The following is a 17,548-nucleotide window of genomic DNA, read 5'->3' as shown; positions in this document are numbered from 1 at the left end:
GGCGTTCTGCGGGCGGGGGCTGGGGGCAGTGCGGCTCAGGCGCCGGTGCCGCCGCCGCCCGGCACGCCCGATGCGGCGGAGATGATCTCGTCGATGAGGCCGTAGTCCTTGGCCTCCTCGGCGGTGAACCAGCGGTCGCGGTCACCGTCGCGGATGATCGCCTCGACGGTCTGGCCGGAGTGCGCCGCGGTGATCTCCGCCATGCGCTTCTTCGTGCGGAGCAGGTACTCGGCCTGGATCTTGATGTCCGAGGCGGTGCCGCCGAGGCCGGCCGAACCCTGGTGCATGAGGATGTCGGTGTTGGGGAGCGCGAAGCGCTTGCCGGCCGCGCCGCCGGTCAGCAGGAACTGACCCATGGAGGCGGCCATGCCCATACCGATGGTCACCACGTCGTTCGGGATGTACTGCATGGTGTCGTAGACCGCCATGCCTGCCGTCACCGAGCCGCCGGGGCTGTTGATGTAGAGGTAGATGTCCTTGTCGGGGTCGGCGGCAAGGAGCAGCATCTGCGCCGTGATCTTGTTGGCGATGTCGTCGTCGACCTGCTGGCCGAGGAAGATGATGCGCTCGCCGAGCAGCCGGCTGTAGACCTGGTCGCCGAGGCCACCACCGAAGGACGGCTCACCGGCGGCGTAAGGCATCAGATTCGTCACGTGTCCACCTGCTCGTCTCTGACGGCTGCGGCCGTCTCAGCGTCTTTCGTACTGGGGGCTGGGACTCCCCTGCCCTCGTATTCATGGACCCTAACGCGCAGGTAGGACAACGCCATCCCGGTTCCCGAACTGTTCGCTCGGAGCGCAAGGTGCACAGGGGTACAGCAGTACGGATCGGGCCCCGGGCGCAGACGCGTCCGGGGCCCGTCGCACGGGGTTCAGAGCGAGGCTCAGGCCTCGTTCTTCTCGTCGGCCTCGGCCGCGGGCGCCTCGGCGTCCGCGTCGGAGTCGACGGCCGCCTCGACCGTCTCGGCGGCGGTCTCGGTCTCGTCCTCGTCGTCGAGCTCGACGACCTCACCGTTGGTGTCGACGACCTTGGCGGCCTCGACGACCACGGCGAGCGCCTTGCCGCGGGCGACCTCGCCCACGAGCATCGGCACCTGGCCGCCTTCGACGACCGCCTGGGCGAACTGGTCGGGGCTCATGCCGGAGGACGCCGCACGCCGCATGAGGTGCTCGGTGAGCTCCTCCTGGTTGACGTTCAGCTTCTCCTTGTTGACGAGCTCGTCCAGGATGAACTGGGTCTTGATGCCCTTGACCGCCTGCTCCTTGGTCTCGGCGTCGAACTCCTCCTCGGTCTTGCCCTGGATCTCCAGGTACTTCGCGAGGTCGATGCCCATCTGGCCGAGCTGGTGGTGCTCAAGGTTGTGCTTGCGCGTCTTGACCTCGTCCTCGAGGAGCTTCTCGGGGATCGGCACCTCGGCCAGCTTCAGCAGCTCGTCGAGGACGCGCTCCTGGGCCTGGGTGGCCTGGTCGTACTGCTTCATGTTCTCAAGGCGCTTGCGGCTGTCCGCCGTGAGCTCCTCAAGGGTGTCGAACTCGCTCGCCATCTGCGCGAAGTCGTCGTCGAGCTCGGGGAGCTCGCGGGCGGCGACGGCGGTGACCTTGACGGTGACCTCGGCCTCCTTGCCCTCGGCGCTGCCGCCCTTGAGCTCGGAGGTGAAGGTGGCCTCGCCGTCGGCCTCCAGGCCGGTGACGGCCTCGTCGATGCCGTCGAGGAGCTCGCCGGAGCCGATGGTGTACTGCACGCCGCTGGCGACACCGTCCTCCAGGACCTCGCCGTCGACCTTGGCCTCGAGGTCGATCGTCACGACGTCGCCCTCGGCGGCGGCGCGCTCGACCGGGTTGGTGGAGGCGAAGCGCCCACGCAGCTCCTCGACGGCCTTGTCGACGTCCTCGTCGGAGACCTCGACGGCATCCACGGTGACCTCGATGCCGGAGTAGTCCGGGATCTCGATGGCCGGGCGGATGTCGACCTCGGCGGTGAAGTTCAGCGTGTCGCCGTCCTTCAGCTCCGTGATGTCGACCTCGGGCTGGCCGAGCGGGTTGATCTCGGCCTCGTTGACCGCCTCGGTGTAGAACTTCGGGAGGGCGTCGTTGACGGCCTCCTCCAGCACCGCACCACGGCCGAACCGCTGGTCGATCACTCGGGCCGGGATCTTGCCCTTGCGGAAGCCCTTGACCGTGACCTGCTGGTTGATCTTCTTGTACGCCGCGTCGAGGCTGTCCTTGAGCTCCTCGAAGGGCACCTCGACAGTGAGCCGAACCCGGGTCGGGTTCAGGGTCTCCACGGCGCTCTTCACGGTTCGGTCTCCTTGGTGGCTGATTCTGGGGTTCTGCTGCGTCCGCCGCACTGGAGGCGGCTCAGCGGATTCGGCCCGGCCTCTCGTCAGACTCGCCGGCACTTCGGCGGGACTCGCCAGACACACGGGCACGCAGCTTGCATAGTAGCCGCAAGCAGGATGAGCCCCACAACGCGATCTTAAAGAGCGCTCGGTGGTGATGGTCGGGGTGGCCGGATTCGAACCGACGACCTTCCGCTCCCAAAGCGGACGCGCTACCAAGCTGCGCCACACCCCGTCGGTGCGACACGTAGGGTACATGCCCGCAGGCCGTGCGACTGCCGCATTTCGGGGGAGGCGTCGGGGGACGGAACGGAGTGTGCGTCACCGCCCCCGGACCCGCTACGATGCTGTTCGTGCCGCGGCCTTCGTGACCTGCGGCGCGTCGCTTGCGGGCGTAGCTCAATGGTAGAGCACTAGTCTTCCAAACTAGCTACGCGGGTTCGATTCCCGTCGCCCGCTCTGTACGGCTCAGGGCCAGGTCAGAGGATGTTTCCTCCACCTGGCCCTGATCGTTTTCCGGACCGCGGCCCGTCCTGATGCGCCGGGGCCGGTGAGCGCCCCCGCCTCGCGCTCTTCACGCCTCAGGCCCGGCCCGGGGATTCGTCGCCCGGCCGGGCCTGAGACTTTCGCAGTTCAGAAGTTGATCTGGTTGATCGTGTCGGCTATCGAGTTCAGGAACCTGTTGATCGACGGCGCCATGCCCGTCGAGGCGAGGAAGAAGCCGAACAGCACCGCGACGATCGCGGGTCCCGCCTTGATGGAGCCGCCGCGAATCAGCACCACGAGGATGATCGCCAACAGAAGCACCACAGACAGTGAAATGGCCACAACTGATCACACCCTCGGTCGGTCCCACTTACCCGCTCGGGAGCGTACGGCCCAGCACACCCCCGCCATTGACCATCGTGCCACCAACAGCCCCGAACATGCCCCCCGCTGACGAATCATCGACGACGGGATCACGCCACACGCGCGCCCGCGTGCGCCTGCATCCGGGAGGAGTCTGCCCTGCCGGGGGAATTTCATGCGGAAATATTTCGACCTGATCGTTTCCATGCCCACACGATGCGGTCACCGGAATTCCGCAGCGGACACGTGGGGTAATTCACACGGCCACAAAAGCTTGATGTTATGCCCTATTTAAGAGGGATTAATAAGGGCATAGTGGGCGTTTGGTGGCGGTGTCAGATGCGAATGCGCGACATGCGGACGGGGTTTTACTCAATCGAATCGGCGAGGCTATGGTGCCTCGGATGTTCCACGCTCCGGATGGAAATAAAAGAGCCCCGCTCCCCATGGCCCGGGAGACGGAGCCGGTCTCTACGACGGGCAAGAGGGCCGTCCCCGCCGCTGGCACGGTGGCCGAGAAGCCCACCCCGACGCCTGCCGCGAAGTCCACCAGGCGAGACGCCTACTTCGACAACGCGAAATACCTGGCCATCGTGCTCGTCGCGATCGCGCACGCGTGGGAGCCGGTGATGGAGGGCAGCCGCGCCTCCAGGGCCCTCTACCTGCTCGTGTACACCTTCCACATGCCGGCTTTCATCATGATCTCCGGTTACTTCTCCCGGAGTTACACCGGCCGCCCCGACCAGCTCAGACGGCTGCTGACCGGCATCGCCTTGCCGTATGTCGTCTTCGAGGTGGTGTACTCCCTCTTCAGGCAGTGGGCCCAGCACGCCCCCGAGCAGCCCATCAGCCTGCTCGACCCGTTCTATCTGACCTGGTTCCTCGCGGCGCTGTTCATCTGGCGGCTGACGACCCCCCTGTGGCGGCTGATCCGGTGGCCGCTGCCGGTCGCGCTGACGCTGGCCTCACTCGCCGCGATCACGCCGGACATCGGCCCCGACCTGAACCTCCAGCGGGTGCTGCAGTTCCTGCCGTTCTTCGTGCTGGGTCTTCTGCTGAAGCCGGAGCACTTCCAGATGGTGCGGCGCCGGGAGGTACGGCTGCTCACCCTGCCGCTCTTCGCGGGCGCGGGCGTGTTCGCGTACTGGGCCGCTCCCCGGATGGATCTGGGCTGGCTCTACCGCTCCAGCAGCAGCCAGGACCTCGGAGTGCCGTGGTGGGCGGGTGTCGTGATGACGGCGGCGTTCTTCGGATGCGCGCTGCTGCTCGCGGCCGGGTTCCTGGCCTGGGTGCCGCGACGGCGCACCTGGTTCACGGTGCTCGGCGCGGGCACGATCTGCGGCTATCTGGGACACGGGCTGCTGATCAAGGCCGCGGACTACGGGAATGTCTTCGAGACGACCTGGCTGAGCACCCCGGGCGGCGAGATCGTGGTCACACTGGTGGCGGCGACCGCGGTGACGCTGCTGTGCACGCCGCCGGTACGCAGGGCGCTGCGCTTTGTCACCGAGCCGGAGATGAAGTGGGCGTTCCGCCGGGACGCGACGGAACTGGGGCCGCGGCGCCGGGACGCGACGGAACTGAGGCCGCGGCACCAGGGCGACAAGGCAGCCTGAACCGCCCGGTGACCGGGTGCCGGGGCCCGTGCGCGTGCGCGCGAGGGACACGGCCTACGGCGCCCGGTCCGGGATGCCCAGGAGGCCGCGGACCTTCGCGTACTTCGCCGTCAGGCGCGTCCGCGTCGCCTCGTCGAGGACCGCGAGCCGCGCCGGGTCGGCGTTGTGCGCGAGATCGGCCTCCTTGACCAGCTTGGCCCCCGGTGTGGCCAGAACGCGACGGGTGTACTCCTCCAGGTCCTCGCCCTTGCGCTTCGTGAGGGCGAGGACCATGTCCTTGACCGGCTGCGGCAGCGCCGCCGTGTCCAGCCAGTCACGGGAGAGCGCGTCGTCCTCGACGGCGTCGTGGAGCCATCCCGCGGCGATCTGCTCGTCGCTTCCTCCGCGGGCCCGCACCCCCTCGGCGACCGCGGCAAGATGCTCGGTGTAGGGGCGTCCCGCCTTGTCCCGCTGGGCCGCGTGGGCCTCGCGTGCGATGGCCTCGACCTCGGCCAGAGTCAGGTTCTGCTGCGCCATGTGCCCGACTCTACGGGCCCTCGACGCTACGGATTCCAGGCCCGGCCGGGCCATGGCGGCTGCTGGCGGACCAGGGGTGGGGACAACCCCACCGCGAGGGTTCAGAGAACTCTCAACGGTCGAGCGAGGGCGGCTTCGCCTCGCACTCGAACCAGACCGTCTTGCCGCCTCCCGCGTGCCTGACCACCCCCCACCGGTCGGCCACCGCGTCGACGAGCAGCAGCCCCCGCCCGCCCTCGGCGAGCCCGTCCCCCGGCTCGCCCCGGGCGGGCAGCCCGGGGGCCGCGTCGGTGACTTCGATCCGTACGACGGCGGCCTGCCGCACGACGAGCAGCGCGCACCGCCGGTCCGGGACGTGCCGTACGACGTTCGCCTGCAGCTCGGTGACCGCCAGCTCGGCCGCGTCACAGAGCTCCGCGAGCCGCCACACATGGAGGTACGCGCGGACGATCCGGCGGAGATGACGCGCCGAGTGCTCACCCACGGTGAAACTCATGCGGTACGTCGTGGGTGGCGCGGTATCGATCTGGTGCATGATAACTCCCGGTGGGGCAGGGTGGGTTGGTCCGTTATGGCACCAAGCCTGCGTGCGCGCGGTTACGCTCGGCTACGACCCTGGAGCAACGCCGAGCACCGTTGGGGGATGCCGTGACACACATCCGGGACCTCGATCCGAGCGCTTCGCCGCTGGACTACTACGGCGCGGAACTGCGGCGGTTACGCGAAGCCGCCGCCCTCAACCAGAAGCAGCTGGGCTCGATCATCTACTGCACAGGCTCGCTGGTCGGCCAGATCGAGACCGCGAGAAAGGTTCCGACCAGGGAGTTCTCGGAACGCGTGGACGCGGCGCTGGGGACGGAGGGGGCGCTGTCACGGCTGGTGGGGCTGGTGCTGCGGAGCCAACTGCCGTCGTGGTTTCAGCCGTACGCGGAGCTGGAGGCGCGGGCGACGTACATCTCCACGTATCAGGCGCAGTTGGTCTACGGCCTCTTGCAGACAGAGGCATACGCGCGGGCTGTACTTGGCGTACGGACCGGGGAGAACCTCGACGCCCGAGTGGCTGCGCGCATGGAGCGCCAGCGGATTCTGGAACGGGAGAATCCGCCACCGATGTGGGTGGTGCTGAGCGAGGCCGTACTGCACCAGGAGATCGGTGGGCGGGACGTCATGCGCGACCAACTCGCAAGCCTGTTGGACCTGCGGCGGCGGGAGTGGGTGAGGGTGCAGATCTTGCCCTTCGCCACCGGGGCACACGCGGGACTTCCCGGGACATTCACTGTCCTGCGGTTCGAGGGCGACCCCGACCTCGTCTACACCGAGGACTTCATCCAGGGCCATATGACGGCCAATCCTCAAGCTCTCAGGGAGGGTTCGCTCCGATACGATCATTTGCAGGCCGCGTCGCTCTCCGTGGAGGACTCGGCGGCGCTGATCGCCCGCGTAGTGGAGGAGCGTTATGGAGACCAACCACAGGCTGACAGGCTCGGCATGGCGTAAGTCGAGTTACAGCAGCGACACCGGCGGCGAGTGCGTCGAGTGCGCCCCCCTCGCCCCCGCCGCCTGGCACAAGTCCAGCTACAGCGGTGACAGCGGGGGCGACTGCGTCGAGGCCGCCGAGCTCACCGCACGGGTCGCCGTCCGCGACTCCAAGAACCCCGACGGCCCCCACCTCGCCGTCCCCGCCGCGGCCTTCGCCGCGTTCGTATCGGCCGCCGCACAGGGCGGTTTCCGCCGCTGACGCGATGCCCCCGGTGCACCGGAACACGGTGCGCAGGGGGGCGCGTCCTATGCGCCGCTGAGCACGGCGAGTTCGAGCAGCGCGTGATCGGTGCCGGGACCGGCGATCACGGCCAGGCCCACCGGCAGCCCGTCCACCACCATCCGCGGCAGCACCAGACACGGCAGGCCCGCGCCGCTCGCCAGGCAGGTGAGGCGGAAGGTGGCCTGGCGGCCGGCGTCCTTGTGCTCGGGGCCCTCGTCGGTCAGGGGCGCCGGGCCGCAGGTCGCGGGCAGCAACAGGACGGTGTCCTCGGGAAGGGCCGCGCGCAGATCGCGGGCGGTCCGGTGGACCACGTCCTCCGCGGCGGCCCGCTCCTCCTGGGTGACGGAGGCCGCGCGGGCGAAGCGGCGCTCGACGCCGGGCCCGAGGGTGCCGGGGTGGGCGCTCACCCAGTCCCCGTCGCACTCCCAGACCTCCGCGCCCTGAGCCGACGCGAAGGCCTCCGCCCTGGCTGCCGGGTCGCCGCCCAGGGTCGGGACCTCCTCGATCCGCAGGTCCAGCCGTTCCGCGAGACCCGCCGCGGCCTGTCCGAACGCGTCGCGTACCTCCGGCTCGGCGAGCGCGACGAGGTCGGCCGCGACCAGGGCCGTATGGAAGGGGCGCTGCTGTTCGGCAGGGGCCGCGGGCAGCAGAACCTCGCCGACGCGCGCCAGCGTCACCGCGTCCCGGGCGAGCCAGGCGACGGTGTCGAAGGAGGGGGCCAGCGGCAGCATGCCCGTGACGGGAACCAGTCCGTGGGTGGGCCGCAGGCCGTACAGACCGCAGTACGAGGAGGGGACTCGGATCGACCCGGCGGTGTCGCTGCCGAGACCGGCGTCGGCCTCGCCGAGGGCGACCGCGGAGGCCGGACCGCTGGAGGAGCCGCCGGGGACGCGACCGGGGGCGGCCGGGTTGGGCGGGGTGCCGTAGTGGGCGTTGGTGCCGTCGAGGCTGTAGGCGAACTCGTCGGACCGCGCGATGCCGGTCACGTCGGCGCCGGCGTCCAGCAGGGCACGTACGGCCCAGGAGTGCGCCTTCTGTGGCTGGGCCTCGGCGAGCCATTCGGGATTGCCCGCGCCCAGCCGGTGGCCCTCGACGGCGTGGACGTCCTTGACCGCGAGCCGTACGCCGTGGAGCGGTCCGCTGTCGGACCCGGCCACCAATGGGGTGCCGTGCTCCCGCCAGACCGCGCTGTCTGCCGCCATCAGAACTCCTCGCGACGCCTGAGAACCCTGCCGTGATGTCCGAGCATCTCAGACATAACGGTCAGGGAAGGCGGTGTGGACCGCGGCCGTGTCCTGAGGACAGCCGACGGGACGGCTACCCCTCGCGGCAGAGAAGAAGGAGCGCCCGGTCGTCGTTGACGTCCTTCGCGACCGCCTCGATCAGATGCCAGGCCGCGCCCTCGAAGCCCGCGGTGACATAGCGGTCGGCCTCGCCGGTGAGGCGGTCCATGCCCTCGCTGATGTCGCGTCCCGACGCCTCGACCAGGCCGTCCGTGAAGAGCATCAGCACGTCGCCGGGGCGCAGCGTTCCCTTGACCGGGTCGAACTGCCCCTTGTCGTAGACACCGAGGAGCGGCCCCTCGGCGCCCTTCTCCTCCCAGCGCCCGCTGCCCGCGTGGAGCTGGAGCGCGGGCAGGTGGCCGGCCGAGAGGAGTTCGTAGTCGCCGGAGTCCAGGTCCAGGACGAGATGGATGGAGGTGGCGAAGCCCTCGTCCCAGTCCTGGCGGAGCAGATAGCCGTTGGCCGCGGGCAGGAAGCCGTGCGGCGGGAGCGAACCGAGGAGGCCGCCGAACGCTCCGGACAGCAGCAGCGCGCGGGAGGCCGCGTCCATGCCCTTGCCCGAGACGTCGGTGAGGACGACCTCCAGGGTGCGCCCGCCGTTCGTACGGGCCGCGACCACGAAGTCGCCGGAGAAGGACTGGCCGCCCGCCGGGCGCAGCGCCATCTCGTGGTGCCAGCCCTTGGGCAGCCGGGGCAGGGCGCTCTGCACCCGGATGCGTTCGCGCAGGTCGAAGAGCATCGTGCCGCCGCGCCGCCAGGGCACCCCCACCCTGGCTCTGAACTGCGCGATCAGCAGACCGAAGAAACCGCAGGCGGCGACCGTGAGCACGGTGCCGGGGGTGACTCTCGCCGGGCCCTCGGTGTACGGGCCGAGCACGACCGATTCGACGATCAGGGCCGCCGCTGCCGCCGCGTACAGGCTCAGCAGGCTCGCCGGGCGCAGCAGCAGACCGCCGGCCACGATGGGCAGGACGAGCGCCGCCGGGGAGACCCAGACGGGCATCACGACCGTGCCCCAGGTGAAGGCCGGAATCGTCAGCAGCAGACCGGCCAGCGCGATCCAGTCGGAGCCGTCACCACGGAAGTAGTCGACGCCGGATTTGCGCAGCGCGATGCGGGCCCGGTGCCATGCCTGCCGCAACCGGGCCGTGGACGAGTCTGCTGCAGAGCCGCGGGCCATTGTCGGCGACCCTATCCACCCAGTCGCCCTCCGTGCAGGGGGACCCCTATGACAATGCGTTCGAAATCGGGTCGCCCCGACGCCGTGGCCCTGGTAGGCATGGCATATGACGATCGAGTTGCGAGCCTTGCGTCAAGCCGAATGGGACGACTGGTACGGCAAGTTGGAGCTCGCGTTCGGAGGGGTCGCGGATGCCCCGGAGGAGCGCGAACTGTGGGACTCGCTGACCGAGACCGAGCGGTCCATCGGCGCCTGGGACGGGGGCGATTGCGTCGGGACGGCCGGGGCGTTCTCGTTCGGAGTCTCGGTGCCGGGCGGCGCGATGGTGCCCGCAGCGGGCGTCACGATGGTCAGCGTGGCTGCGACGCACCGCCGGCGCGGGGTGCTCACCTCGATGATGCGCCGCCAGCTCGATGACGTACGCGGCTGGGGCGAGCCGCTCGCCGTGCTGACCGCCTCCGAGCCGGAGATCTACGGACGATTCGGGTACGGCGTCGCCACCCAGCAGCTGTCCGCGACGATCGACACCGTCCAGGGGCGGATCAGCCTCCCGCAAGGATCCGACGCGGTCCGGCTGCGCTTTGCGAAGGTCGAGGACGTCGCGCAGGAGTGTGAGGCGGTCTACGTCCGGAGCATCGGTACCCGGCCAGGCATGCTCGCCCGCAGGCCGGGCTGGGAGCGGCTGCCGCTGCTCGACCCGCCCGGCGGGCGGGAGGGCGCGTCGCCGATGCAGTGCGTGGTCGCCGAGCGGGACGGCGAGATCGTCGGATTCGCCCGCTTCCACAACAAGCCGGGATGGGAGGCGCGCGGCCCCCAGGGCGTCATCACGCTGCGGCAGATCGAGGCGCTCGACCCGGTGGCGTACGCCGTGCTGTGGAACTTCCTCTTCGGCATCGACCTGACCGTTCAGGTGGTGACGCGCAATCGGCCCATGGACGATCCGCTGCTGCATCTCGTCAATGACGTACGGCGGTGCGAGCTGCGGGTGCGGGACGGACTCTTCGTCCGGCTCGTCGACCTGGGCGCGGCCCTTGAGGCGCGTACGTACCGGACGCCGGTGGATGTGGTCCTCGACGTCGACGACGCCTTCTGCCCCTGGAACGCCGGACGCTGGCGGCTGACCGGCGATCCGAAGGGGGCATCCTGCAAGCGGACCGAGGACGACCCGGATCTGGCGCTGTCGGCGCGGGAATTGGGCGCGGCCTATCTGGGCGGGGTGACGCTGTCGGCGCTGGCGGGTGCGGGGCGGGTGCGCGAGCTGAGGCCCAGGGCGCTGGCCGAGGCGTCGGTCGCGTTCGGCTCCGACCTCGCGCCGTGGCTGCCCCACGGCTTCTGAGGGCAGGCGGTCAGCGCCGCTGGCAGGCCGGGCACCAGAAGAGGTTGCGGGCCGCGAGGCCGGCGGTGCGGATCTCGCCGTCGCAGATGTGGCAGGGCAGGCTGGCCCGGCGGTAGACGTAGACCTCGCCGCCGTGGTCGTCGACGCGCGGCGGGCGGCCCATCGCTTCCGGCATGTGCTCGGGGCGGACCGTGTCGATGCGGTTGTTGCGTACGCCCTCGCGCATCAGCTCCACGAGGTCCGACCAGATCGCCGTCCACTCGTCGTGGGTGAGGTCCCTGCCCGCGCGGTAGGGGTCGATACCGTGCCGGAAGAGGACTTCGGCCCGGTAGACGTTGCCGACGCCCGCGATGATCTTCTGGTCCATGAGCAGCGCGGCGATCGTGGTACGGCTCCTGGAGACGCGGGCCCACGCCGTGGCCGGGTCGTCGCCCGAACGCAGCGGATCGGGACCGAGGCGCTCGTGTATCGCCTGCTTCTCGCCGTCGGTGATCAGGGAGCAGGTTGTGGGGCCGCGCAGATCGACGTACGCCGTGGGGTTAGCGAGCCGCAGCCGGACCGTGTCGGTCGGCGGGGGCGCGGGCGCGTCACCGAAGGTCACCTTGCCGAAGAGGCCGAGGTGGATATGGACCCAGCCGAGCGGGGCGAAGCCGAGGAAGAGGTGCTTGCCGTGCGCCTCCGTGCTCTCCAGCACCTGGCCGTCGAGCAGCGCCGCGCTGTCGGAGAACTTTCCCTGCGGGCTTCTCGCCCGCACAGGCCGGCCGCCGAACCTCTCGAAGTGGTCGGCGGCCAGTCGGTGGATCGTGTGACCCTCGGGCACGCTCAGCCCTGCTGCGGGTGGTGCGCCGGGATCGCGGGAAGCTCGCCGGTCTCCTCGTACGCCGAGAGCATCTCGATACGGCGGGTGTGACGCTCCTCACCCGAATACGGGGTGGAGAGGAAGATCTCGACGAACTTCGTCGCCTCTTCCCGGGTGTGCATCCGGCCGCCGATGGAGACGACGTTGGCGTTGTTGTGCTCCCGGCCGAGGGCGGCGGTCTGCTCGCTCCAGGCGAGTGCGGCGCGCACTCCCTCGACCTTGTTGGCGGCGATCTGCTCGCCGTTGCCGGAGCCGCCGATCACGATGCCGAGGCTGTCCGGGTCCGCGGCCGTCTTCTCGGCCGCACGCAGGCAGAACGGCGGGTAGTCGTCCTGGGCGTCATAGACGTGGGGACCGCAGTCGACGGGCTCGTGGCCGTGGGCCGTGAGCCACTCGACGAGGTGGTTCTTGAGTTCGAAGCCGGCATGGTCGGAGCCGAGGTACACGCGCATGGTCCGAGTGTGGCACGCGAAGGGCCGGGTAGCCGTCAGCGGGGTCAGGCACCACCCGGACCACGAGCTTCCGTTTGAAACGCGCAACCCCCTGGAGCTAACGATCCGGAGACGGGTCTTCACACATGGGGTGTCGCGCGTTTGAATGCGGGGGCTCGTGACCCGAGCGCTCTCAAACCTAAGGAATCGTCCATGACCTCGCAGCAGACCCTCATGAAGGAAGGCGGAAGGCCCGAAACACCCGGGAACCCGCAGTCCTCCCATGGTCTCCAAGCCGGTCTGAAGAACCGGCATCTGTCCATGATCGCCATCGGCGGTGTGATCGGCGCCGGACTGTTCGTCGGCTCCGGTTCCGGCATAGCCGCGGCAGGACCGGCCATCCTCCTGTCGTACGCACTGGTCGGCCTGCTGGTCGTCTTCGTGATGCGGATGCTGGGCGAGATGGCGGCGGCCAACCCGACCTCCGGCTCCTTCTCCGCCTACGCGGACCGGGCGCTCGGCCGATGGGCCGGCTTCTCCATCGGATGGCTCTACTGGTTCTTCTGGGTCGTGGTGCTCGCGGTCGAGGCGACGGCGGGCGCGAAGATCCTGGAGAGCTGGGTACCGGCGGTACCGCAGTGGGCCTGGGCGCTGATCGTGATGGTCGTGCTGACGGCGACGAACCTCGCGTCGGTGTCGTCGTACGGCGAGTTCGAATTCTGGTTCGCGGGCATCAAGGTCGTCGCGATCGGCGCGTTCGTGGCCATCGGCATGCTGGCCGTCTTCGGCGTGCTGCCGGGCTCCGACAACCCCGGGGCGGGATTCGCGCACCTCTCGGACGCGGGCGGGTTCATGCCCAACGGCGCGGGCGCGATTCTCACCGGTGTGCTGATGGTCGTCTTCTCCTTCATGGGCAGCGAGATCGTGACGCTGGCGGCGGGCGAGTCCGAGGACCCGCGGCGCGCCGTGACGAAGGCCACGAACAGCGTGATCTGGCGGATCGCCGTGTTCTACCTCGGGTCGATCTTCGTGGTCCTGACGCTTCTCCCCTGGAACGACAAGTCGATCGTCGACAAGGGTTCGTACGTCGCGGCGCTCGACTCGATCGGCATCGCCCACGCCGGCCAGATCATGAACGTGATCGTGCTGACGGCGGTCCTGTCCTGCCTGAACTCCGGCCTCTACACGGCGTCCCGCATGGCGTTCTCGCTCGGCCGCCGCGGTGACGCGCCGAAGGCGTTCGCCCGGACGAACTCCCGCGGTGTGCCGCGGGCGGCCATCCTCGGCTCGGTCGTCTTCGGCTTCCTCGCCGTGTTCTTCAACTACAAGTGGCCCGACACGGTCTTCGCGTTCCTGCTGAACGCGTCCGGTGCGGTGGCCCTGTTCGTCTGGCTGGTCATCTGTGTCACGCAGCTGCGGATGCGCGGGATCATCCTGCGCGAGTCGCCGGACCGGCTCGTGGTGCGGATGTGGCTCTTCCCGTATCTGACGTGGCTGACCATCGCGATGATCCTTTTCGTCCTCGGCTACATGGTCTACGACGGCGGTGACGCGCGGAAGCAGGTGCTGCTTTCGGTGCTGGTGGCCGCGGTGGTGATCGCGATCGCGCTGGTGCGGCAGAAGCTGGGCAAGGGCGGCGAGCCCGAGGCCGGGCTCGGTGCCGCCGGTGTCGGCGAGGGCGCCGCTGACGGCGTCGCCGACGGCGCTCAGAGCGGTGTGAAGGACTCGGTCACCTCTTCGTAGGTGGCGAGGGCGGCCTCCTGGCCGGCGGCGGCGTACCAGAGGTTGAGCTGGTACGACTTGCCGCCGGCCGTGAAGCCGACCTGGCGGGCGCGCCAGGGGGTGCCGTCCTGAGCGAAGACGTACTCCCAGACGATCCCCGGGTGGCCACGGAAGGTGGTGCGCTCCAGGCGGATCTTGCGGTAGCCGGGGGCGTCGTGGCTGTCGCGTTCGAACTTCTGCCATTGGGTGAGGAGATCGCCGCCTCGTGCGAGTGCGTACGAGGCGGCGATTTCTGTCTGCCCGTCGGGCGCGTGGTAGTGGACGTTCGAGGGGCTTTTCGCACTGCGGGTCCAGTTCCCGGGGGGAGCCCAGGCGAAGCCGGTCTCGCTGCGGATGCCGTTGGTGGGGGTGCCGGTTGCCGCCGTCGGCGGGCGGGAGGTGCCGGCGACGGTGGGGCCGGCTTGCGCGGGCGGGGTGTGGGTGGCTCCGGTGGTCGGGGTGTCGCTGCGGGAGTTGAGCACGACGACGGTGAGGGTGGCGAGGGTGGCGGCGGCGAGGGCCGCGAGGAGGAGGGTGCGGGTGCGGTGGGGAGTGGGCTGTTCCGCCGCCCCGCCCCTTCCGGGCACCGGGGGCATGTACCCGGGCCGCCGCCCGGCCGACGGCCCGGGCCGGGAAACGAGGGACAGGGTCCCTGCCCCCGGGGCGCGCTCCCGAACGGTCTCGGGGCGAGACGGCGCGGGGGCGGCTCCTTGCGGCAGCGCGACCTGCTCCGCCTCCGGCCGAGGTCGAGAAGCAACAGGCACCGGCACAGGCACGGGCACAGGCACGTGCCCTGGCTCCGGCCCGGCCTCCGGCCGAGGGTCCACGGGTACGGGTACGGGCGCGGGTACGGGTACGGGCAAGAGCCCCGCTTTCGCCAGGGCCGGGGAATCGACGGTCGCGGCCCCGGGCCCCGGGTCGGACTGCGGCCGGGCCGGTGAAACGGGGGGCACCGGCGCGGGCTCCTGCGCAGGCAGGGGCCCCGGCTCCCGCTGCTGCTCCGACTCCGACTCCGGCTCCGGTTCCTGCTCCTGCTCCCGCTCCGGCTCCGGCTCCGGCGCCAGAGGCGGTGGGGGCGCGACCAGGACCGTAGGGACATACCGCGGAGAGACGATCTCCCGCAACATCCGCTCAAGCGCGTCCAAGTCCGGGCGTTCCTCAGGGGTCTTCACCAGCAGTGCGGACAGCACCGGGCGCAACGGCCCCACGGCCGAGGGGAGTTCCGGCTCCTCGTACAGGACCGCGTGGAGCGTCGACAGCGTCGTCGGGCGGGCGAAAGGCGAGTGGCCCGCCGCCGCCGCGCAGAGGGTCGCGCCCAGGGACCACAGGTCCGACGCCGGTCCCTGGGCCCGGCCGCCGATGCGTTCCGGGGCCATGTAGTCGGGCGAGCCCACCAGCATCCCCACCACCGTCAGCGCCTTCGCGTCCTGGATCGCCGCGATGCCGAAGTCCGTCAGGACCACCCGGCCCGCCCGGCCCAGAAGGACGTTGCCGGGTTTGATGTCGCGGTGCAGGACGCCCACCGCGTGGACCTCGCGCAGCGCCGCCACCAGACCCAGGCCGATGCGGGCCGCCTCGCCCGGGGGCACAGGGCCGTCCTCGACGAGAAGCGCTTCCAGGGAGCGGGACTCGACGAGCTCCATCACGATCCAGAGCCGGTCGCCCTCCTCGACCACGTCGTAGACCCGGACCACATGGGGGTGGTCGATGCGCGCCGTCGCCCGTGCCTCGCGCAGAACGCGTTCGCGGCGGATGCGATTGTCCTCCGCATCCGTTTCCGTGATGTGCATCTCCTTGACGGCGACCGGCCGGTCGAGCATTTCATCGACCGCACGCCACACCCGGCCCATTCCCCCCTGCCCAATGCTTTGGTCCAGCCGGTAACGTCCCGCCACCAATATCCCTGGAGTACCAGGCATTCCCTTCCTCCCCGCCAGAACCCACTGTGACCAGGACAGAAGCATGAACTTCCCCTCATGACAGCATAGTTCCGCGCAATCTTGTGGAACCCTTCTCGTATGCACTGCCCGCAGCGCTTCAAGGGGGCTGGGAAATGCACGACATGACATCGCACGGAAATCGCTCGGGAGCAATCGTCGCGGCAATTGCCGCGGCCTTACTGATGGTTCCGTTCAGCGCGTTCGCGGCCGACGAACCGGTACCGGGGAGCAGTCAGGGCGGCTCCCCCGGCCCCGCGGCGCCGGCCGAAGCGAAGATCACGACCGAACTGCCGGGGAAGATCACGGTCGACAACAGGAGCGAGAGGACCGACCTCACCGCGCGGGTCAGGAACGGGGGGACCAAGGACAGCGGGCCCATCGCCCTGTCCGTCGTCGGGTTCGACGGGCTGCGGGTCACCGCCGTCGAGGGATGTGTGGCCATCCCGAAGGCACGGCTGCCTCAGGGCTCCAACAGCGGATTCGCCTGCGTCATCGACAATCTGATGGCCGGCAAGGACAGGGCGTACAAGGTCGCGGCGACCTTCGATCTGCACAGGACCGGCAAGATCTGTCTGCCGGTCACGGTGGGCGCCAGCGAGAAACTGATCTGGCAACAGGGCCCTGTCCCCTTCGGCACCTCGTCACCGACGCCCAACGCCCCCGACACCCCCCTGCTGCTGGGCACCGACAACGTGCCCTTCGGCCCGGACACACCACCGGCCGCCGGTGATCTGCCGCGCACCGGTGCGCCCGACGACGTACTGCCGCTCGGGCTGGCGGCGTTCGCGCTGCTCGTGATGGGCGGCGCCGGTATCTGGTGGACGACCCGGAGCGAAAGGTAGGCAGCAGGGCCCGCGGCCGTCAGTGGCCGCGGGCCCTGCCGAACGGAACCACGGCATCGTCAGCCGCGACGGCCGATGACCCTCCAGGCGGCGGGCAGCACACCCATCGCCAGCGCGGCCTTGAGGGCGTCGCCGATCAGGAACGGGGTCAGACCGGCGGCGACGGCCTGCGGCAGCGTCATTCCGGTCGCGAGCGCCAGGTACGGGACGCCGACCGCGTAGATGATCGCGGAGCCGACGGCCATCGCGCCCGCGGTGCGCAGCACCGAACGGTCCGCGCCGCGTGCCGCGAGGGCTCCGACGACCGTGGCCGCGAGCAGCATCCCGAGGACGTAGCCGAAGGACGGCATCGCGTAGCCGGACGCGCCCTCGGCGAACCACGGCATACCGGCCATGCCCGCCAACGCGTAGAGCGCGAGGGAGAGGAAGCCGCGGCGGGCGCCGAGCGCCGTGCCGACGAGGAGGGCCGCGAAGGTCTGTCCGGAGACGGGGACCGGGGTGCCGGGCACCGGGACGGATATCTGGGCGGCGAGGCCGGTGAGCGCGGCGCCGCCGAGGACGAGCGCGATGTCCTTCGTACGGGACGCGGGCAGCAGGTCGGCGAGGACCACTCCGGGGCGGAGGACCACTCCGGGGCGGGAGTTGACGGAAGCAGTACTCATCGGGACTCCGCTGAGGTGAGGGCAGGCAGGACACCGCGACGTTAGCCGAGGCGAATCGTCTGATCACCGTCCGCCGCCGACAAAGGCTGAGGCGCTGACTTGATGGGGATCGCACAAAGGGCGCCCATCACACACGCGTTGGCGTGACACTTGTCACTGAGGTCGGACGGGGT

At 70.0% G+C, this 17,548-nt stretch carries 17 protein-coding genes and 2 tRNA genes; 7 read left to right on the top strand and 12 right to left on the bottom strand.

The window, feature by feature from the left end:
* Positions 1 to 35 precede the first annotated feature (35 nt).
* The 3 genes from OG293_RS24160 to OG293_RS24150 form a co-directional block, all read right to left on the bottom strand.
* The gene (locus OG293_RS24160; protein WP_406003695.1) at positions 36 to 641 is read right to left on the bottom strand and encodes an ATP-dependent Clp protease proteolytic subunit; all 606 of its coding nucleotides are present in this window, start codon (positions 639 to 641) and stop codon (positions 36 to 38) included.
* 242 nt (positions 642 to 883) lie between these two features.
* Positions 884 to 2,296, bottom strand: a complete 1,413-nt coding sequence (gene tig / locus OG293_RS24155) for a trigger factor (protein WP_406000877.1) — start codon at positions 2,294 to 2,296, stop codon at positions 884 to 886.
* A gap of 200 nt (positions 2,297 to 2,496) precedes the next feature.
* Positions 2,497 to 2,573 (bottom strand) — tRNA-Pro (locus OG293_RS24150).
* Between the two features lie 153 nt (positions 2,574 to 2,726).
* Here OG293_RS24150 and OG293_RS24145 point away from each other — a divergent pair.
* A tRNA-Gly gene (locus tag OG293_RS24145) sits at positions 2,727 to 2,797 on the top strand.
* 174 nt (positions 2,798 to 2,971) lie between these two features.
* On the opposite strand, the gene OG293_RS24140 is transcribed toward OG293_RS24145, so the two are convergent.
* On the bottom strand, positions 2,972 to 3,166 hold the full coding sequence (locus tag OG293_RS24140; protein ID WP_313946321.1) for a hypothetical protein: 195 nt from the start codon (positions 3,164 to 3,166) through the stop codon (positions 2,972 to 2,974).
* Between the two features lie 425 nt (positions 3,167 to 3,591).
* Between OG293_RS24140 and OG293_RS24135 the strand changes: the two genes are divergently transcribed.
* Complete coding sequence (locus OG293_RS24135) at positions 3,592 to 4,803, top strand: acyltransferase family protein (RefSeq protein ID WP_406000876.1); 1,212 nt, start codon at positions 3,592 to 3,594, stop codon at positions 4,801 to 4,803.
* A 54-nt stretch (positions 4,804 to 4,857) separates the two neighbouring features.
* On the opposite strand, the gene OG293_RS24130 is transcribed toward OG293_RS24135, so the two are convergent.
* Positions 4,858 to 5,319, bottom strand: coding sequence for an HD domain-containing protein (locus OG293_RS24130; protein WP_406000875.1), 462 nt, complete (start codon positions 5,317 to 5,319; stop codon positions 4,858 to 4,860).
* Positions 5,320 to 5,431: 112 nt separating this feature from the next.
* Positions 5,432 to 5,854: an ATP-binding protein gene (locus OG293_RS24125; protein WP_406000874.1), complete on the bottom strand. Its 423-nt coding sequence runs from the start codon at positions 5,852 to 5,854 to the stop codon at positions 5,432 to 5,434.
* 113 nt (positions 5,855 to 5,967) lie between these two features.
* Here OG293_RS24125 and OG293_RS24120 point away from each other — a divergent pair, with 113 nt between their 5' ends.
* Both OG293_RS24120 and OG293_RS24115 read left to right on the top strand, forming a co-directional pair.
* Positions 5,968 to 6,816: a helix-turn-helix domain-containing protein gene (locus tag OG293_RS24120; RefSeq protein WP_406000873.1), complete on the top strand. Its 849-nt coding sequence runs from the start codon at positions 5,968 to 5,970 to the stop codon at positions 6,814 to 6,816.
* Positions 6,776 to 7,057, top strand: a complete 282-nt coding sequence (locus OG293_RS24115; RefSeq protein WP_406000872.1) for a DUF397 domain-containing protein — start codon at positions 6,776 to 6,778, stop codon at positions 7,055 to 7,057. Before OG293_RS24120 ends, OG293_RS24115 begins: the two co-directional genes overlap by 41 nt.
* A 47-nt stretch (positions 7,058 to 7,104) precedes the next feature.
* Here the strand turns inward: OG293_RS24115 and OG293_RS24110 are convergent, their stop codons facing one another.
* Both OG293_RS24110 and OG293_RS24105 read right to left on the bottom strand, forming a co-directional pair.
* Positions 7,105 to 8,283 carry an amidase gene (locus OG293_RS24110; protein ID WP_406000871.1) on the bottom strand — a complete coding sequence of 393 codons (1,179 nt, stop codon included), beginning with the start codon at positions 8,281 to 8,283 and terminating at the stop codon, positions 7,105 to 7,107.
* Between the two features lie 115 nt (positions 8,284 to 8,398).
* Complete coding sequence (locus OG293_RS24105) at positions 8,399 to 9,544, bottom strand: PP2C family protein-serine/threonine phosphatase (RefSeq protein WP_406000870.1); 1,146 nt, start codon at positions 9,542 to 9,544, stop codon at positions 8,399 to 8,401.
* Positions 9,545 to 9,650: 106 nt separating this feature from the next.
* Between OG293_RS24105 and OG293_RS24100 the strand changes: the two genes are divergently transcribed.
* Positions 9,651 to 10,880 (top strand): GNAT family N-acetyltransferase, encoded by a 1,230-nt coding sequence (locus tag OG293_RS24100; protein ID WP_406000869.1) that lies wholly within the window; start codon positions 9,651 to 9,653, stop codon positions 10,878 to 10,880.
* 10 nt (positions 10,881 to 10,890) lie between these two features.
* Here OG293_RS24100 and OG293_RS24095 read toward each other — a convergent pair whose 3' ends face one another.
* The gene (locus OG293_RS24095) at positions 10,891 to 11,700 is read right to left on the bottom strand and encodes an Fpg/Nei family DNA glycosylase (RefSeq protein WP_406000868.1); all 810 of its coding nucleotides are present in this window, start codon (positions 11,698 to 11,700) and stop codon (positions 10,891 to 10,893) included.
* Between the two features lie 2 nt (positions 11,701 to 11,702).
* On the bottom strand, positions 11,703 to 12,191 hold the full coding sequence (locus tag OG293_RS24090; RefSeq protein ID WP_406000867.1) for a ribose-5-phosphate isomerase: 489 nt from the start codon (positions 12,189 to 12,191) through the stop codon (positions 11,703 to 11,705).
* A 192-nt stretch (positions 12,192 to 12,383) separates the two neighbouring features.
* Between OG293_RS24090 and OG293_RS24085 the strand changes: the two genes are divergently transcribed.
* Positions 12,384 to 13,913 (top strand): amino acid permease, encoded by a 1,530-nt coding sequence (locus tag OG293_RS24085; protein ID WP_406000866.1) that lies wholly within the window; start codon positions 12,384 to 12,386, stop codon positions 13,911 to 13,913.
* Here OG293_RS24085 and OG293_RS24080 read toward each other — a convergent pair.
* Positions 13,877 to 15,781: a protein kinase domain-containing protein gene (locus OG293_RS24080; protein ID WP_406003694.1), complete on the bottom strand. Its 1,905-nt coding sequence runs from the start codon at positions 15,779 to 15,781 to the stop codon at positions 13,877 to 13,879. The genes OG293_RS24085 and OG293_RS24080 overlap by 37 nt on opposite strands.
* A 203-nt stretch (positions 15,782 to 15,984) precedes the next feature.
* On the opposite strand from OG293_RS24080, the gene OG293_RS24075 reads away from it, so the two are divergent.
* Positions 15,985 to 16,713, top strand: a complete 729-nt coding sequence (locus OG293_RS24075) for a hypothetical protein (protein ID WP_406000865.1) — start codon at positions 15,985 to 15,987, stop codon at positions 16,711 to 16,713.
* 59 nt (positions 16,714 to 16,772) lie between these two features.
* Here the strand turns inward: OG293_RS24075 and OG293_RS24070 are convergent, their stop codons facing one another.
* Positions 16,773 to 17,375 carry a biotin transporter BioY gene (locus tag OG293_RS24070; RefSeq protein WP_406000864.1) on the bottom strand — a complete coding sequence of 201 codons (603 nt, stop codon included), beginning with the start codon at positions 17,373 to 17,375 and terminating at the stop codon, positions 16,773 to 16,775.
* Between the last annotated feature and the right edge of the window lie 173 nt (positions 17,376 to 17,548).

This window comes from Streptomyces sp. NBC_00829 (assembly GCF_045161795.1).
Classification (GTDB): Bacteria; Actinomycetota; Actinomycetes; order Streptomycetales; family Streptomycetaceae; genus Streptomyces.
This window is presented reverse-complemented; position numbering and strand designations above follow the sequence as displayed.

Coding starts and splice junctions, on each gene's coding strand:
- OG293_RS24160 (WP_406003695.1), bottom strand. CDS start 641: ATGCCTTACGCCGCCGGTGAGCCGTCCTTCGGTGGTGGCCTCGGCGAC.
- OG293_RS24135 (WP_406000876.1), top strand. CDS start 3,592: ATGTTCCACGCTCCGGATGGAAATAAAAGAGCCCCGCTCCCCATGGCC.
- OG293_RS24130 (WP_406000875.1), bottom strand. CDS start 5,319: ATGGCGCAGCAGAACCTGACTCTGGCCGAGGTCGAGGCCATCGCACGC.
- OG293_RS24125 (WP_406000874.1), bottom strand. CDS start 5,854: ATGCACCAGATCGATACCGCGCCACCCACGACGTACCGCATGAGTTTC.
- OG293_RS24115 (WP_406000872.1), top strand. CDS start 6,776: ATGGAGACCAACCACAGGCTGACAGGCTCGGCATGGCGTAAGTCGAGT.
- OG293_RS24110 (WP_406000871.1), bottom strand. CDS start 8,283: ATGGCGGCAGACAGCGCGGTCTGGCGGGAGCACGGCACCCCATTGGTG.
- OG293_RS24105 (WP_406000870.1), bottom strand. CDS start 9,544: ATGGCCCGCGGCTCTGCAGCAGACTCGTCCACGGCCCGGTTGCGGCAG.
- OG293_RS24100 (WP_406000869.1), top strand. CDS start 9,651: ATGACGATCGAGTTGCGAGCCTTGCGTCAAGCCGAATGGGACGACTGG.
- OG293_RS24090 (WP_406000867.1), bottom strand. CDS start 12,191: ATGCGCGTGTACCTCGGCTCCGACCATGCCGGCTTCGAACTCAAGAAC.
- OG293_RS24085 (WP_406000866.1), top strand. CDS start 12,384: ATGACCTCGCAGCAGACCCTCATGAAGGAAGGCGGAAGGCCCGAAACA.
- OG293_RS24080 (WP_406003694.1), bottom strand. CDS start 15,781: ATGGGCCGGGTGTGGCGTGCGGTCGATGAAATGCTCGACCGGCCGGTC.
- OG293_RS24075 (WP_406000865.1), top strand. CDS start 15,985: ATGCACGACATGACATCGCACGGAAATCGCTCGGGAGCAATCGTCGCG.
- OG293_RS24070 (WP_406000864.1), bottom strand. CDS start 17,375: ATGAGTACTGCTTCCGTCAACTCCCGCCCCGGAGTGGTCCTCCGCCCC.